The sequence below is a fragment of the Dyadobacter sp. genome (assembly GCF_051859145.1).
GTDB lineage: Bacteria > Bacteroidota > Bacteroidia > Cytophagales > Spirosomataceae > Dyadobacter.
Genome location: NZ_JBHYGF010000006.1, coordinates 1 through 16,193 on the forward strand (window position 1 = coordinate 1; position 16,193 = coordinate 16,193).

Here is a 16,193-nt window from a genome sequence, read left to right on the forward strand (position 1 = left end):
AACCGCGCCCTGATCATCAATGCATTGACAGGCTTTCAATGCGAATTATCCAATGTATCCGAAGCCAGGGACTCGCAAACCATGATGCGTTTGCTAGCTTCCAAAGATGCTGTCGCAGATGTGATTGATGCAGGTACCACCATGCGTTTTCTTACTGCTTATTATGCGGTAACCAACCAGGCTAAAACCATGACCGGCACGGCGCGTATGTGCGAAAGACCGATCGGGATTTTGGTAGATGCATTGCGAAAGCTGGGTGCTGATATTACATATGAAAAACAGGAAGGATATCCGCCGTTGAAACTAAACGGATTCAATTACTCCGGAAACCACCATTTGACCATGCGTGGCGACGTGAGCAGCCAGTATATCTCCGCATTGCTCATGATCGCGCCGGAGCTGCCCAGCGGATTGACCATTCAGCTCGAAGGCGAAGTAGGTTCAAGGCCATATATCGAAATGACGCTGAACCAAATGGCTTATTTCGGGATTGACTACAAAGCTGATTGGCAGACCAACACCATTACAATACCGCCATTGAAGTACCAGCCCAAACCTTACGCGATTGAATCCGACTGGTCGGGAGCGAGCTACTGGTACAGCATTGTGGCTTTGGCTGAGCATGCAGAAGTAGAATTGCTGGGGCTTAAAAAGAATTCATTGCAGGGCGACAGCGCCATCGTAGATATCATGCGCCACCTGGGTGTAGAAAGCCTTTTTACAGAACGCGGCGTTTTACTCACCAAAATTCCCGCCGCCGCTTCCATTGGCTGGGACTTCACCGATTGTCCCGATCTCGCACAAACAGTTGCCGTTTGCTGCGCTGTTAAAAATATCCGCTTATCGATGACTGGCGTGGAAAGTCTTAAAATCAAAGAGACCGACCGCGTATTTGCATTGCAGCAGGAATTGAAAAAGATCGGCGCGGAATTGAAGGAGGTAGAAAAAGACCATCTATACGAAGTAACCTTCATCGCCGGTTTTTCCCCAACTGAAATCCCTTCCATTCACACGTACGACGACCACAGAATGGCGATGGCATTTGCTCCCGCAGGAATGGTATCCCCGATCCGCATTGAAGAGCCGGGTGTGGTGGTAAAATCATATCCGGGATACTGGAAAGACCTCAGCAAAGTAACTGACTGGGTGGAGACTGAAATTTAAGCTAAAACGCTGTTTATGGATCAATTGCTCGCCTTTTTCGCGCAGGTACCTGTTTGGGTTTACATTTTGCTGGTACCTGTTGTGATCGCTTTAAGGGACATTATCCAGCGAAAACATACCATCCAGCACAACTTTCCGCTTGTCGGGCACTTCCGGTATATGCTCGAAACCATCGGTCCGGAACTTCGGCAGTACATCGTGGCCAATAACCGCGAAGAACTACCTTTCAACCGGCGCCAGCGGTCGTGGATTTATGCTTCTTCCAAAAAAGAAAACAACTACCAGGGTTTCGGAACAGACCAGGATATGCACGAGCCGGGCTACGTTCTCGTAAAACCTGCTTTGCTGCCAAAAAGACTCGATTCTACGCACAACCACCACGTCAAAAACGGCAACGATCCGCACCATTACACCATTCCCTCGGCAAAGGTAATCGGTGCATATCACGGGAGAAAAAGACCTTATCGGCCACGTTCGGTGATCAATGTAAGCGCGATGAGCTTTGGCTCGCTCTCCTCCCGGGCAGTGGAAGCGCTTAATAAAGGTTCTTACACATTTGGCAATTTCCATAATACAGGCGAAGGCGGGCTTTCTCCTTACCATAAGTTTGGCGCAGATGTGGTATTCAATATGGGTACCTCCTACTTCGGTGTCCGCGACCATGAAGGCAATTTTGTAATGGAAAAGCTGGTCAAAATGACGCAGGATAACCCGTGTGTCAGGATGATTGAGCTTAAATTGTCACAAGGTGCCAAGCCGGGAAAAGGCGGCGTACTGCCGGCCAGCAAAATTTCCGCTGAGATTTCAGAAATAAGGGGCGTACCAATGGGCGTAGATGTGGTCTCGCCACCTTACCACAGCGCGTTTGAGGATGTGAGGGGAATGATCGACTTTATTGAGCAAATGGCGGAGAAGACCGGACTGCCAGTAGGTATCAAGTCGGCTGTGGGGAAGGTGGAAATGTGGGAGGAGCTGGCTGATCTGATGGTAGAAACCGGAAAAGGCCCTGACTTTATCGCCATTGACGGAGGAGAAGGAGGTACCGGTGCTGCACCGCCTTCATTCGCAGACCACGTGGCCCTTCCGCTGGTGTATGCTTTCACGACCGTTTACAAAATTTTTCAGCAAAGAAACCTTACCGACAAGCTGACGTTTATTGCCTCCGGTAAGCTGGGCTTGCCTGCGCAGGCTGTGATGGCATTTTCAATGGGCGCAGATGTGATCAATGTGGCCAGGGAAGCAATGTTGTCGATCGGCTGCATCCAGGCGCAGATTTGTCACACAAACCGCTGCCCGACCGGCATTACCACCAACAATAAGTGGCTCGAATCCGGCATCGATCCGACACTTAAAAGCGCGCGTTTTAACAACTATATGAAAACGCTCGCCAAGGAAATCATCGAAATCACGCATGCGGCCGGCTATGAGCATCCCTGCCAGTTTGGAATGAATGATGTTGATATTTCAATGGGAGATCACAACAGAACTATCACGCTTGCTGACAATTATGGATATCTTAAAACGATAGTCCCCTATCCCGGCTTCAAAGCCTTACTGGAATGTCCGCACCTGGGTGGGCGAAAAATCCCGGATGAAAAAGTCGCCTAGCCGATACACACCATGCAAAAACACACTACCACACTCTATTTCCTGCTTCTTTTTGTTTCCTGTAATAATCCCTCCCCTGGGGAAAATACTGGTTTACAGGATTTCTTCCCGCTGCATTCGGGCAGTTACTCCGAATTTTCAGCTGAAAAAACGAGGTACCTTCCGGATCAGGAAACGACCACTGCATTCAAGGTTCGCAGAACAGTGGGGAGCACGTTTCAGCAGCCCGACAACCAGCCGGTATACCCCATTACCTACGCCAGCAAAGCCGCCAACAACCAGTGGCAGACTGATTCTGTACACGCCGCCTGGCTCACTGCCAACAAAGCTTTTGAGCAGGAGAATGGAAATACCATTTTAAAAATGCATTTTCCCCTGACTGAGCATTCGCAATGGAATTTCAATGCTTATAACAATGTAAAAGAAAGTGTTGCCAAAGCTACCAGGGTTAATCAGCCTTTTGAGGCAGGCACGCAGTTTTATCCGAATACGGTTTGCATTGTATATCAGGATGATTCCACACTTTTGTCGCGAAAAAAGTATATTGAAATTTATGCCGCAAACGTTGGTCTGGTATACAGCGAACGGCTTTATCTTCGCTACTGTTACGAAACAGCATGCATAGGTAAAGGAATTATCGAATCAGGTTTGAAAGAAGTTTTTACAATCAGCAAAACGGGAAAACAATGATCAGAACTCTATCCATCACACTACTCTATTTTCTGTTAATCTCAAACCTTGCATTTGCACAAAGTGCGCCGAGGTACCTCGTACTTTTTAAGGACAAAGCAGGTTCTCCCTTTTCCATTGCAGAACCCGGCAAGTATCTTTCGGAACGGGCGATTGCGCGCCGGAACAGGCAAAGCATACCTGTGACCACCGCTGATCTGCCTGTCAATCCGACCTACCTTGCGGCTGTGAAAGCGACTGGCGCGAAGGTTATTTATCCTTCCCGCTGGTTTAACGGAGCGCTGGTAGAAGCATCTGCCACACAGCTTGACGCCATTAAAAAACTCGCTTTTTACAAAGGAATTGAGCTGAACCTGCCGGTCGCTAACATCGGGTCGCAATCTCCGGGCATTGAACGCACTGCGGGCACGCGTGAAAAGTTTGAAACCGCTGAGGATATCAATTACGGCAATATGAATGCGCAGCTCGCACTCATGGGCGTTCCGGGAATTCACGCAAAAGGCTTTCACGGAGAAGGTATGCTGGTAGCTGTAATGGACAATGGATTCAGCAATGGAAACCTGGTTCCCTTTCTGGAACAGCTGCGCTCAGAAAAGCGGATTGTGGACAGCCACGATTTTGTCGCCCGTGACGGAAACGTTTTCAACGACGGCTCACACGGACTGCACGTACTTTCCACCATGGCTGCTTACCAGCCGGGCACAATGGTAGGCGGCGCATTCAAAGCTTCCTACGCACTTTACCAGACTGAGCACAATCAGGGCGAGTCACCTTACGAGGAAATTACCTGGCTGCTGGCGGCCGAACGAGCCGACAGTTTGGGGGTGGATGTAATCAATACTTCGCTCGGATATTATTCATTTGAGGGTGCTTTTGATAATGATGATTACAACTACACCTACGAAGATATGGATGGCAAAACGACCATCATCAGCCGCGCCGCACGTATTGCAACGCGCACGGGCATGCTCGTGGTAGCCTCAGCGGGCAATGAAGGAAATAATGCATGGAGATACATTACCGCTCCGGCAGACGTGGATTCGGTACTTACTGTCGGTGCAACAATGTACGATCGCAGTTACGCGTCGCTCAGTTCCATCGGGCCGAATGCAGCCGGCGTACAAAAGCCGGATGTAGCGGCAGTTGGTGTTGGCGCAATCGTGGGGAATGTGGCAGGCAATCCTTCATCTTCAAACGGTACTTCTTTTTCATCTCCGCTCATTGCCGGACTTGCTACCATTCTCTGGCAGGCGCATCCGAATATTACGGCGCAGCAGTTGATCTATGCATTGAAGAAATCGGGACACAATGCAGCAAACCCGAACAATATGCTTGGTTTCGGAGTACCTGATGCGGCAAAAGCGGAAGAAATCATTGCAGCAGAATTTGGTCCGCTGGGTTTAGAAAGTTCGTCGATAAGCAATATTTTGCTCATGCCAAATCCCGTCGTAACTGATCTCACGCTGACAATCCCCGCCACACTGGCAGGCAAAATCGCGAGAGTCCGGATATTTAATATGAATGGAACTGCGAGATATGACAATCGGGAGCGACTTACTACAACGCACATTGTCCGCGCCGATCAGCTTCCTACCGGCTTGTACGTACTGAGCGTGGAAGCCGATGATCAAAAACAGGTTGTGAAGTTTATAAAGAACTAGTTTTCCGCACCATCCGCATAATCGACTCGGAGCTGTTGAATGCAGCTACCTCCGTTACAGGTATCCATTTTACGTCGCGCGACTCGCTGTTGACAACAATCTGCGCACGTTGAGGTGCGACAAACGCGAACCGGATATCATAATGTAAATGGGCGGGCAGGCCTTTATTCGCCGGGATTAAATGTACATCTACGTCGTAGATACCGTTTTTGGCTAATACCAAATCGCCGATTCCAGTCTCTTCCCATACTTCCTTACGGGAAACTGCTTCCACGTCAGGATCGCCATCGCAATGCCCGCCGGGCTGGAACCATTGACCCAGCTTGAAATGGTGCATCAGCAAAATCGCATTCCTGTCTGCCGACAGTACCCAGCCCGAGGCCGTGACATGCCCCGCCAACAATGTCCTTTCGAAGCAATCTTCATTGTTTTCGACAAACTCAATGGTATCAAAATACATTTTATTTTCCTCCTCATTCAATGGCTGGTACGATCTGAGCAATGCAAGTAAACTGTCGCGTTTCATCTAGGCTATCTGATTTTTTAATTCTATTTTCACCACAAGTTTAACATATCCCGCCCAAAAACTGCCCTACGCTATGAAGAAGCAACTACTCATTGTTTCACTTACCATACTGCTTTCCACCTACGCAATTGCCCAGCGTACACCTGCACCGAGTCAGGGTGCACAGGTAATGCAAACGATCGGTGTGACTGATTTTACAGTGAAATATTCGCGGCCGATGCTACGCAATCGCAAGGTTTTTGCAGACAGCTCCGCCCTGGCCCCCTACAACCAACTCTGGCGAACCGGAGCCAATTCCCCGACTACCATCGAAGTAAGTACTGAATTCACTTTCGGCGACAGAAAAGTACCTGCCGGAAAATATGCATTGCTCTCCATACCTTCCGGTACAGCCTGGACTGTGATTTTGAATAAAAACCATGAGAAGGGAACACAGGATTATACAGAATCAGAAGATGCAGCGCGTTTTCGCGTGGTACCTACATCGGGTGCATTCACAGAAGCTTTCAAGATCGACATTGAGCCAGTTTCTGACAGTACCGGGTACCTGATCCTGTCGTGGTCGTCTGTTAAAATTCCGGTGCCGGTCGCAGTTCGTACCGAGTCGCTGACGATGAATTCACTGAATAAGATCATCGCCGAGAAGCCGGAAGATACTGCTGCATTGGAGAGCGCTGCGGGATATCTGCTATCAAAAGGAAAAGATCTCCCGATCGCACTTTCGTGGGCCGACAAGGCTATCGGTTTGAAAGAATCTTATTACAATATGTGGCTCAAAGCTTCTATCCTGAGCAAGCTGGGTAAATACAACGAAGCGCTGCCCGTTGCGCAAAAAGCACTGACGCTGGGGAATGCATCGGATCAGGCTTTTACAAGCTTTTTCAAAGGACAAATCGAGAAAACAATTGCAGAAGTACAACCGAAAGTAACCCCGAAAGCTGCTGCGGCGCCTATCAAAGGCAAGAAGAAAAAGTAGTAGGGTTACCTGAAAAAACGCGGTATGCTCCACTCATAGCGCACAGCCAGTATCCGGATCAGAATGATAACCAGCGACGCTGAAATGAATGCGGTATTGCGTTCCATACCCAGGCTGTCAAAGATAAGATAACTGCATGCCCCGGCCAGGCATGCAGTTGCATATACTTCCTTCCGGTAAACAATCGGGATTTCGTTCGTCATCATATCGCGGATCACTCCGCCCATTGTAGCCGTAAAAACGCCCATAATCACGGCGATTTCTGGCCTTACACCTAAATGCAGGGCCTTTTCCGTACCCACGATGGTGAACAATGCAATTCCGAAAGTATCAAAGAGAAACAACGTTTTACGAAGCCGGAGCAGGAAATCAAAGAAAATGAATGCGACGAGCACGCCTGCCAGAATTGCATAAATGATCGTGATATCGCTGATCCAGACCAGCGGGTAACTTCCCAGCAAAATATCGCGCAACGTTCCTCCTCCGATCGAAGAAATAAAGGCAGTGAATGTAGCAGCAAACCAGTCGGGATGTTTCAAATCCTTCACTGCCAATGCACCTGAAATGGCAAACGCGAACGTTCCGATGATTTCTAAAATGTACTGAATGCTCATTTCAGAATGTGCTAAACGGCCACAGGCGCCTTAATTCCAGGCCAAGGATTATAGTCGCGCAACTCAAAATCCTCAAACTCAAATTCAAGCACGCTTTTCACGTCAGGATTGATCACCATGGTTGGCAGTGGGCGAGGTTCTCGGCTGAGCTGCAATTCAACCTGTTCGAGATGGTTGAGATAAATGTGGGTATCACCGCCAGTCCACACAAAATCACCCAGGTCAAGATCGCATTCCTGCGCGATCATCATGGTCAAAAGCGCATAGCTGGCAATATTGAATGGTACCCCCAAAAATACATCCGCACTGCGCTGGTAAAGCTGGCAGGATAACTTTCCCCTGGTTTCGCCAGCCTCTTCATCAGGCGGCGCGACGTAAAACTGGAATAATGCATGACAGGGCTGCAATTTCATCTGGGACAATTCCGCGGGGTTCCAGGCAGACACCATTATCCGGCGAGAGTCAGGTGTATTTTTCAGTTGTTTCAAAACTTCCATCAACTGATCAACAGATTTCCCGTTTGCGCCTTCCCAGCTCCGCCATTGTTTTCCGTAAACCGGACCCAGGTCGCCATTCTCATCCGCCCATTCATCCCAGATGGACACACCGTGATCTTTGAGGTACTTAATGTTGGTATCTCCCTTCAAAAACCACAGCAGCTCATAGATAATGGACTTGGTATGTACCTTTTTGGTAGTAACGAGCGGAAATCCTTCTTTGAGATTGAAACGCATCTGGTATCCAAAAACACTGATCGTTCCTGTTCCTGTGCGGTCGGTTTTCCGAACTCCGTTTGCCAGAATGTGGCGTAGCAAGTCCTGGTATTGTTGCATTTGAAAATTGAATTAATAGCTACAAAATGGTTTTTCAGACCGTCGCGATTTCAACGTCGTAAGTGATGGTAGCAAGTGCTTCCAGCTGGGCAGTCGCTGAGCAATATTTTTCCATTGACAACCCTATCGCCTTGTTGATCTTCTTCTCGTCCAGCTGGTTACCGGCAAACTTGAAGGTCAGATGTATTTTACGGAAAGGTTTGCGCTCGGTATTTTCCTCCTGCTCGCGGTCGCCGTCGGCAACGATACGGAAATCGGTAATTTCCTGACGTTGCTTTTTGAGGATCAGCACCACGTCGATCGCACTGCAGCTCGCAAGCCCCATTAATAACAATTCCATTGGTCTCACACCTAGGTTACTACCTCCGATTTCAGGAGAGCCGTCGGTATGTACTTTAACTTCTGATGATCCGGAGCCTTCAAAATGAAAGGCATCATCAACGCGGACTAGTTCTATTTTCATAATGTTTCGAATAGCTGCAAATATACTTACAAATGCGATAGGGCATTTCCCTGATCATTAAAACAACGATAATCCTCGTATATTCGTTTTGATAAAATGCTAACCCTGTCTCCAAATGTTAAAAACCTGCCTGGCACTACTTATTTCAGTGTTTTTAATACTTTCCTGCAAAAAAAGCGAGGAGAAAGCAGAACCTGCCCGGGAACAGCCGGGCGACACGGAGCTTGCAGGAACTTACCAGGGGTACAAGTTTTTCAATAAGTCAAGAAAAGACTCCCTGGCGGTTACCATGAAAGCAAGCTGGGTAGCGGAACGAAAGCTGGACCTGGAAGAAGTTACGCCATTTAACCACACCAAACAGCTGGAAATGAATGGAACGGATTTTACTTACGACAGAGGAACAGGCGAAGACGGTTGCGGCCGGATTTCCATGAAAGGCACGGGGAACTTCAAGGGAAAGCAATTGTACCTGATTGAAACGATCAGCTGCGTTCGCGGAAATGGGCCTGATCAATTTGTGGAGTACCGCGTTACCAAAATCTAGCATCAACAAAACAAAACCGGCTTATGTGGAAGGAAGAAGATAACAAACTGAGAAAGAGCTTCAAGTTCAAGGATTTTAAAGAAGCTTTCAGCTTTATGACCGAGGTATCAGAAGTGGTGAATGAAATGGACCATCACCCTTTTTGGACCAATACTTATAATAAGGTAGACTTTGAACTGAATACCCATAGCGAAGGCGATGTTGTCACAGATAAGGACAGAAAGCTGGCTGCTGCTATTGATGAAATCTTTGAAAAAGGAAAATAAACCCACTGGCTACCCCATCCTGAAAAGAGAGGCGCGCTGCATTTAGATGAAACTTTACATTGTTCCAACTCCGATCGGAAACCTTGAAGATATTACGCTTCGGGCAATAAATGTGCTGAAAAGCGTCGATGCCGTACTTGCGGAAGATACCCGCACATCGGGCTCCCTGTTGAAGCACCTCGGGATTTCCAAACCGCTGCACAGCTACCACATTCACAACGAGCATCAAACGGTGACGCGCGTGGTGGAGCGCATTCTCAAAGGCGAAACCATGGCGCTCGTTTCGGACGCAGGCACGCCCGCTATCTCCGATCCCGGATTTTTACTGGTGCGTGAATGCATTCGCCAGGGTGTGGAGGTTGAATGTCTCCCAGGACCAACCGCCTTCGTGCCTGCACTCGTCAACTCCGGTCTTCCTTGCGACCGATTCACTTTCGAAGGCTTTTTGCCACACAAAAAAGGAAGACAAACGCGCCTGCAAAATCTGGCTGAGGAAGAACGTACGATGATCTTTTATGAATCACCGCACCGGCTGGTTAAGGCTTTGCAACAGTTTGCCGAGTTTTTTGGCGCAGAGCGGCAGGTATGTGTGTCGCGGGAGCTGACCAAGATTTATGAAGAGAATGTAAAAGGTACTTTGCAGGAAGTAATTGATTATTTTTCACCCAAGACCATCAAAGGCGAGATTGTGATCGTTTTGGCTGGTAAGCCCGAAGAAAAAAAGAAATCTGATAAATATGAGGATTAAAATCTGCGGTACTTTCCGCCAAATTGCGCTTGTCCTGGCTGTTATTTTGTTTCAGACAAATGTATTCGCGCAGCTTCCTGCATTGAGCCCGCAATCCAAAGCAAGCCTGGTGACAGTAGGTCCCGGACAGGAACTCTACTCTGGTTTCGGGCACAGCGTACTATGGATTTACGATCCGGTAACCGGCATTGACCGTGCTTACAACTACGGTACGTTTCGCTTTGAGGAAGGCAATTTTTATGTCAAATTTTTGAGAGGCACCCTACCCTATTCACTATCCGTTTCGCCTTTTGGTTTGCAGGCTGAGCATTGGAAATACGAAAATCGCTCGATTTCAGAGCAAATCCTTAATCTGACACTACCTCAGAAACAGCGGCTCTTTCAGTTTCTGGAAACCAATTATTTGCCGGAAAACCGACAGTATCAGTACAAGTTCTTTTACGACAACTGTTCGACGCGCATGTCCGGTGCATTGAAAGCAGCTTGTGGCGATAGCCTGATCTACAACGGTTATACCAAAGAAAAACTGAGTTTCAGGCAGTGGATAGATAAATACGCCTACAAACAAAAACCCTGGGCAGATTTTGGAATGGACCTCGCGATTGGTAACCCTTCTGATGAAATTGCAACTGCCGATCAGGCAACCTTTCTGCCCGATAATATGGCAAAGGCATTTGCTGATGCCAAGGTAAAGACCGCCACAGGCACCGTGCCGCTGGTAGCGACAACGCAGGTCCTTTTCACAGCTGAACCGGAGCCGGGTCCAGGTCCATTGACCCCAACAGTCGTTTTCTGGACACTCGGCATTCTGGTACTTGCATTCACTTACTGGCAGATTAAAAAGGAGAAGATCAACTTTACACTGGACAAAGTGCTGTTCGCAGTGGTGGGACTGGCGGGGTGGATTCTGCTGCTGTTATGGTTTGGTACCAACCACGGGGTGACTTCCTGGAACTACGATATTTTGTGGGCATTCCCATTCTGGCTGCCCGTTATTTTCTTTTTGTCAGAGAAGAAGAAGCCAGCATGGTTTCAGTTTTTCTTGATTTTTTATGGATTTCTCTTACTTTGCGCAACAGGTAATGCTACCAAGCACAATTTTGTAGTAGTCCCGATCCTGCTCATGCTGATTGTACGGGTGTACTACATTAACAACTCACTTTCAAAAATCCCCACAGGGGAAAAGGAATATGGATCTGGAATTACTGACACGAAAAACCATTGAGATTGTAAGACAGGCTTCTTCCTTTATTCAACAGGAAGCGGCACAGTTTTCAAGAGATAAAATCGAATACAAAGACCTGAATAACCTTGTATCTTACGTGGACAAGGAAGCCGAAAAGTTACTGGTAGCAGGATTAAGCAACCTTTTGCCAGAGGCCAGCTACATCACAGAGGAAGGCACAACCGGCATTGAACCCGATCCCACTGCACTAAACTGGATCATCGATCCGCTCGACGGAACTACCAATTTCATCCACGGAATCCCTGTTTACTGTGTAAGCGTAGGTCTGGCGCGCGGCAAAGAGCTGCTTTTGGGAGTGATACACGAGCCAAGTCTGAATGAAATGTTTTATGCCTGGCAAAGCGGCGGTGCCTGGTGCAATGACAAGCCGATGAAAGTATCGACCGTTCCTTCGTTACAGGATAGTCTGATCGCCACCGGATTTCCGTACTACAAATTTGAAAAGCAGAAAAGATATATGCACATCCTGGAACTGCTAATGCAAAAAACGCACGGAATCCGGAGAATGGGCGCAGCCGCTGTCGACCTTGCCTACGTAGCCGCCGGTCGTTTCGATGGTTTCTACGAATACAACCTCAATTCCTGGGATATGGCAGCCGGCGTACTGATGATCAAAGAAGCAGGCGGCAAAGTCACAGATTTCAAAGGCGGCGACAATTACCTTTTCGGCGGAGACATCATAGCCACAGCTGGTCAAGCGCATCAAGAGTTGGTAGAGGTGATTCGGGAGAATTTTTAGTAAGGCTGTCGGCAATCGGCAGTCAGCCGCCGGCTGATTGCATTCTTTAATCAGGATAATTATAGTAAACTAAAAAACACTAATAAAAGCTGACAGCCGAAAGCCGACAGCCGAAGTAAAAAACCACGCATGGATCAAGAACAGCTCCGTTACCCGATAGGTAAATTCATTGCCCAGGAGAATTACTCTCTGGCTGAGGTAAAATCCAACATTCAAATCATCAGTGCATTGCCTTCGAAATTCATTAACCTGCTGGGAAGCTGGGAAGATGACAGGCTTAATACACCTTACCGGCCTGGCGGCTGGACAGTGCGACAGCTCGTGCATCACGTGGCAGATAGCCACATCAATGCATATACACGTTGCAGACTGGCGATGACGGAGGATAATCCGGTGATAAAGCCTTATGAAGAACAACTCTGGGCTGAGTTACCTGATGCTAAAATGGCGCAGATAGATTTGTCCATTCAACTGCTTCGCTACGTGCATTTGCGCTGGGTTTTGTTATTAAACTCTATGGACCAGAATGATCTTGCACGCACTTACATTCATCCTGCAACCAACCGCACCTTCCGTATGGACGAGGTGATTGCGAATTATGCGTGGCACAGTGAGCACCACTACCAGCATGCATTCCAGCTGGCTTTACGGAACAATTGGAAATAGGTAAGTGTTTGAGGTATATGCAGACGCAAGAAGCTATCATACTCTTATTGTTCCTCGTCGCCGCCAGCTACATCGGTTGGCGGATCTGGAAATCGTTTGATAAACGAAATGCCGGAGGCTGCGCAAAGGGTTGCGGCTGTGCAGAGGATAAAGCGAATGCATTTAAGTAAAAGTGAAATTCAGAGATTTAAAGTTGTTTAGAAGGCCCGGTAAGGGCCTTTTTTAGTTTAGAATCTGCCAGTTGTAATATTCCAGAATGCAACTTGGCTCCTCCGGAGGAGCGCCCTGGTTTAGACAAAAGACAATTCCCAACGGAATAAGGCTCCAGAGGAGCCTCCTGTTTATAGAAATGCAACATCCCAATAGGGAAATGGGCTCCCGAGGAGCCTCCTGAAAAGATCCGATGCGAGAAAAACAGGAGGCTCCGCAGGAGCCTTTAACATAACCGGCATTACCTTTCTATAAACAGGGAGCCCCACTGGGGCTGCGGACTGGCGGCATTTTCACTCTAATAATCAGCATTTACCTGTTTAATGCTGTACCTAAAACACTACTATTTTATAAAGGGGAACAGTTTCGAATGGAAATTGGCTCCAGAGGAGCCCCCTGTTTATAGAATCGCAACATCTCAAAAGGAAAATGGGCTCCCGAGGAGCCTCCTGTTTATAGAGACGCGAAATCCCATTGGGAAATGGCTCCTGCGGAGCCTCCAAGCCAATTCCAATGCGAGAAAAATAGGAGGCTCCGCAGGAGCCTTTAACATAACTGACATTACTTTTCTATAAACAGGGAGCCCCGCTGGGGCTGCGGACTGGCGGCATTTTCACTCTAGTACTCAGCAATTACCTGGATAATGCTGCACCTAAAACAACACAACTCTTTTATAGAAGCGAACAGCTGTCAACGTAATAAGGCTCCAGAGGAGCCCCCTGTTTATAGAAATGCAACATCTCAAAAGGAAAATGGGCTCCCGAGGAGCCTCCTGTTTATAGAAATGCAACATCCTAATAGGAAAATGGGCTCCCGAGGAGCCTCCTTGTCAATTCCAATGCGAGAAAAGCAGGAGGCTCCGCGGGAGCCTTTAACATAACCGGCATTACTTTTCTATAAACAGGGAGCCCCGCTGGGGCTGCGGGTTAACTTTGTTTCCGTCTTATTGATCTGTTATCACCTGGGTAATACTGCGCAACACCCAATAAACGACAAGAGCCCCGATTCGGGGCTCTTGTTTATCAACTTCATGAAAATAACGCAAAAACTACAATGCACCCTTTTTGATGTCCTCTACAACGCCTGGATCAAGCAGCGTGGAGGTATCTCCCAGGTTATTTACGTCGCCTTCCGAGATCTTTCTTAAAATGCGGCGCATGATTTTACCTGAGCGGGTTTTGGGGAGACCGCTTACAAACTGAACTTTGTCCGGCTTGGCAATTGGTCCGATGATGCGAGATACGGTGGCTGCAATGTCCTTTCTGAACATATCAGGATCGTCCACTTCATTTTCCGCAATCACGTAAGCATAAATCCCCTGCCCTTTGATATCATGCGCGTAACCGACAACTGCCGATTCAACTACACCCAAATGCATATTGATCGCATTCTCCACTTCCGCAGTACCGATACGGTGACCTGATACATTCAGTACATCATCTACCCGGCCTGTGATGCGGTAATATCCGTTTTCGTCACGCAAACAACCATCTCCGGTAAAATACATACCCGGGTAAGTAGAGAAATATGTTTGCCTTGCACGCTCGTGGTCGCCGTAAGTCGTGCGGATAATGCCCGGCCATGGGAATTTGACGCAAAGGTTTCCACTTACATCATTCCCTTCAATCTCCTGACCATTCTCGTCCACCAACACGGGTTGAATTCCAGGAAGTGGTAAGGTTGCATAAGTTGGCTTTTCAGGCGTGATGCCAGCTAACGGCGAAATCATGATACCGCCTGTTTCTGTTTGCCACCAGGTATCTACCAGCGGACAATGATCTGCGCCAATATTGGTCTTAAACCAGTGCCACGCCTCTTCATTGATCGGCTCTCCCACGGAGCCCAATTTTGTCAGGGAAGAGAAATCGTGCCCTTTTACATAGTCCAGACCAAAGCTCATCAGTGAGCGGATAGCAGTCGGGGCAGTATAGAGAATATTTACTTTATGCTTTTCAACGATTTTCCAGAGCCTGCTCGCATCGGGGTAAGTTGGCACGCCTTCAAAAATAACCGAAGTGGCTCCGTAGCAAAGCGGTCCGTATACAATGTAGCTGTGTCCGGTGATCCAGCCGATATCGGCCGTACAGAAGTGAACTTCACCCGGTTCGTACTGGAATACATTTGCAAAAGTGTAGGTTGTATAAATCATGTACCCCCCGCAGGTATGCACAACCCCTTTGGGTTTTCCTGTTGAACCTGAGGTATAAAGGATAAAAAGCATATCCTCCGCGTCCATGGGCTCAGCCGGACAGATTGAATCTACGTGTTTCACTTCTTCTTCCCACCACATATCCCTGCCTTTCAGCATGGAAACCGGCGTGCGGGTACGCGTCATTACAATTACATGTTTCACCGAGCTGCATTGCACCAGCGCCTCGTCCACAGTATCTTTCATCGGTATCACCTTTGAGCCGCGGAATGCGCCGTCGGAGGTGATCACCATGTTGCATTGCGCATCGTTGATCCGGTCCGCAATGGATTTTGCTGAAAATCCGCCAAAAACCACTGAATGCACTGCGCCTATCCTGGCGCAAGCCAATACCGCCACCGTAAGCTCGGGAACCATCGGCAGGTAGATACAAACCCTGTCGCCCTTCTTGACACCGTGCTTTTTTAGAACATTGGCAAAGCGGCAAACGCGGTCATAAAGCACACGGTAGGAGATCGATACAGCTTTGTCTTCGGGATCGTTAGGCTCCCAGATCAGCGCGGGCTGGTCGCCTTTTGTTTCCAAATGCCTGTCAAGCGCATTCTCGGTAATGTTCATTGCTCCCCCTTCGAACCACTTCACATTCGCCTCTTTGAAGTCCCAGCTCAGTACTTTTTTCCAGGGTTTACGCCATTGAAATTGTTGGGCTATCTCTGCCCAGAAACCTTCGGGATCGTCTACACTATGTTTGTAGGCAACCTGATACTCTTCAAAGGTCTTAATTCTCATGATTTTTAAAGGTTAACTTAGGGAAATTAGGATATTGAGGCGACAAGTTATCACTTTATTCGCCATTGTACAATGTGAAAAGGCAAAGCCAAAAAAGTGTACTTTCACGGCTGGAAACCTGCTTGTACAAGAGTGTTATGAATGAGGCAATTACCCGATCCGATGATCAGGAAGCCGGTTTGAGCCAGGCTGAGATTGATTTTATACAACAAAACCTGCACCGGGATATCAATGGACTGATCCTGAAATCCGGACCGGGAAATGGGTTGGATATCAAGAAAATGGCAGGGCAGATCCTGGC

17 protein-coding genes are annotated in these 16,193 nt (G+C 48.0%); 12 read left to right on the plus strand and 5 right to left on the minus strand.

The window, feature by feature from the left end; translation table 11 throughout:
* The 4 genes from ACTIE6_RS00820 to ACTIE6_RS00835 all read left to right on the plus strand — a co-directional run.
* Positions 1-1,164 (plus strand): 3-phosphoshikimate 1-carboxyvinyltransferase (locus tag ACTIE6_RS00820; protein WP_439554823.1); only part of this gene is annotated, 1,164 nt, incomplete at its 5' end.
* 15 nt (positions 1,165-1,179) lie between these two features.
* On the plus strand, positions 1,180-2,772 hold the full coding sequence (locus ACTIE6_RS00825; RefSeq protein ID WP_439554824.1) for an FMN-binding glutamate synthase family protein: 1,593 nt from the start codon (positions 1,180-1,182) through the stop codon (positions 2,770-2,772).
* Between the two features lie 12 nt (positions 2,773-2,784).
* A complete protein-coding gene (locus ACTIE6_RS00830; protein ID WP_439554825.1) occupies positions 2,785-3,462 on the plus strand; it encodes a hypothetical protein in 678 nt (225 codons plus the stop codon).
* The gene (locus ACTIE6_RS00835; protein WP_439554826.1) at positions 3,459-5,123 is read left to right on the plus strand and encodes a S8 family peptidase; all 1,665 of its coding nucleotides are present in this window, start codon (positions 3,459-3,461) and stop codon (positions 5,121-5,123) included. The genes ACTIE6_RS00830 and ACTIE6_RS00835 overlap by 4 nt, the downstream gene beginning before the upstream one ends.
* Here ACTIE6_RS00835 and ACTIE6_RS00840 read toward each other — a convergent pair.
* On the minus strand, positions 5,110-5,649 hold the full coding sequence (locus tag ACTIE6_RS00840; RefSeq protein WP_439554827.1) for an NUDIX hydrolase: 540 nt from the start codon (positions 5,647-5,649) through the stop codon (positions 5,110-5,112). The two genes, ACTIE6_RS00835 and ACTIE6_RS00840, sit on opposite strands and share 14 nt — an antisense overlap.
* A 73-nt stretch (positions 5,650-5,722) precedes the next feature.
* Here ACTIE6_RS00840 and ACTIE6_RS00845 point away from each other — a divergent pair, with 73 nt between their 5' ends.
* Complete coding sequence (locus ACTIE6_RS00845) at positions 5,723-6,625, plus strand: DUF2911 domain-containing protein (RefSeq protein ID WP_439554828.1); 903 nt, start codon at positions 5,723-5,725, stop codon at positions 6,623-6,625.
* A gap of 5 nt (positions 6,626-6,630) precedes the next feature.
* On the opposite strand, the gene ACTIE6_RS00850 is transcribed toward ACTIE6_RS00845, so the two are convergent.
* Genes ACTIE6_RS00850 through ACTIE6_RS00860 form a run of 3 tightly spaced genes read right to left on the minus strand, consistent with a single transcriptional unit; the run spans position 6,631 to position 8,535 of the window.
* Complete coding sequence (locus tag ACTIE6_RS00850) at positions 6,631-7,239, minus strand: trimeric intracellular cation channel family protein (protein WP_031525725.1); 609 nt, start codon at positions 7,237-7,239, stop codon at positions 6,631-6,633.
* An 11-nt stretch (positions 7,240-7,250) separates the two neighbouring features.
* Positions 7,251-8,072 carry a thymidylate synthase gene (locus ACTIE6_RS00855; RefSeq protein ID WP_439554829.1) on the minus strand — a complete coding sequence of 274 codons (822 nt, stop codon included), beginning with the start codon at positions 8,070-8,072 and terminating at the stop codon, positions 7,251-7,253.
* A 34-nt stretch (positions 8,073-8,106) separates the two neighbouring features.
* Positions 8,107-8,535, minus strand: coding sequence for an OsmC family protein (locus tag ACTIE6_RS00860; protein ID WP_056281383.1), 429 nt, complete (start codon positions 8,533-8,535; stop codon positions 8,107-8,109).
* A 115-nt stretch (positions 8,536-8,650) separates the two neighbouring features.
* Here ACTIE6_RS00860 and ACTIE6_RS00865 point away from each other — a divergent pair, with 115 nt between their 5' ends.
* The 7 genes from ACTIE6_RS00865 (at position 8,651) to ACTIE6_RS00895 (ending at position 12,914) form a co-directional block, all read left to right on the plus strand.
* Positions 8,651-9,079, plus strand: coding sequence for a hypothetical protein (locus ACTIE6_RS00865; protein WP_439554830.1), 429 nt, complete (start codon positions 8,651-8,653; stop codon positions 9,077-9,079).
* A gap of 23 nt (positions 9,080-9,102) precedes the next feature.
* A complete protein-coding gene (locus ACTIE6_RS00870) occupies positions 9,103-9,345 on the plus strand; it encodes a 4a-hydroxytetrahydrobiopterin dehydratase (protein ID WP_439554831.1) in 243 nt (80 codons plus the stop codon).
* 46 nt (positions 9,346-9,391) lie between these two features.
* On the plus strand, positions 9,392-10,093 hold the full coding sequence (gene rsmI / locus ACTIE6_RS00875; protein ID WP_439554832.1) for a 16S rRNA (cytidine(1402)-2'-O)-methyltransferase: 702 nt from the start codon (positions 9,392-9,394) through the stop codon (positions 10,091-10,093).
* Positions 10,083-11,318, plus strand: a complete 1,236-nt coding sequence (locus tag ACTIE6_RS00880; RefSeq protein WP_439554833.1) for a lipoprotein N-acyltransferase Lnb domain-containing protein — start codon at positions 10,083-10,085, stop codon at positions 11,316-11,318. Before rsmI ends, ACTIE6_RS00880 begins: the two co-directional genes overlap by 11 nt.
* Positions 11,284-12,078, plus strand: a complete 795-nt coding sequence (locus ACTIE6_RS00885; protein WP_439554834.1) for an inositol monophosphatase family protein — start codon at positions 11,284-11,286, stop codon at positions 12,076-12,078. The genes ACTIE6_RS00880 and ACTIE6_RS00885 overlap by 35 nt, the downstream gene beginning before the upstream one ends.
* Before the next feature lie 129 nt (positions 12,079-12,207).
* Positions 12,208-12,744 carry a YfiT family bacillithiol transferase gene (locus ACTIE6_RS00890; RefSeq protein ID WP_439554835.1) on the plus strand — a complete coding sequence of 179 codons (537 nt, stop codon included), beginning with the start codon at positions 12,208-12,210 and terminating at the stop codon, positions 12,742-12,744.
* Between the two features lie 17 nt (positions 12,745-12,761).
* The gene (locus tag ACTIE6_RS00895) at positions 12,762-12,914 is read left to right on the plus strand and encodes a FeoB-associated Cys-rich membrane protein (RefSeq protein WP_439554836.1); all 153 of its coding nucleotides are present in this window, start codon (positions 12,762-12,764) and stop codon (positions 12,912-12,914) included.
* Between the two features lie 1,088 nt (positions 12,915-14,002).
* Here ACTIE6_RS00895 and acs read toward each other — a convergent pair.
* Positions 14,003-15,892: an acetate--CoA ligase gene (acs, locus tag ACTIE6_RS00900; protein WP_439554837.1), complete on the minus strand. Its 1,890-nt coding sequence runs from the start codon at positions 15,890-15,892 to the stop codon at positions 14,003-14,005.
* Positions 15,893-16,193: the final 301 nt, after the last annotated feature.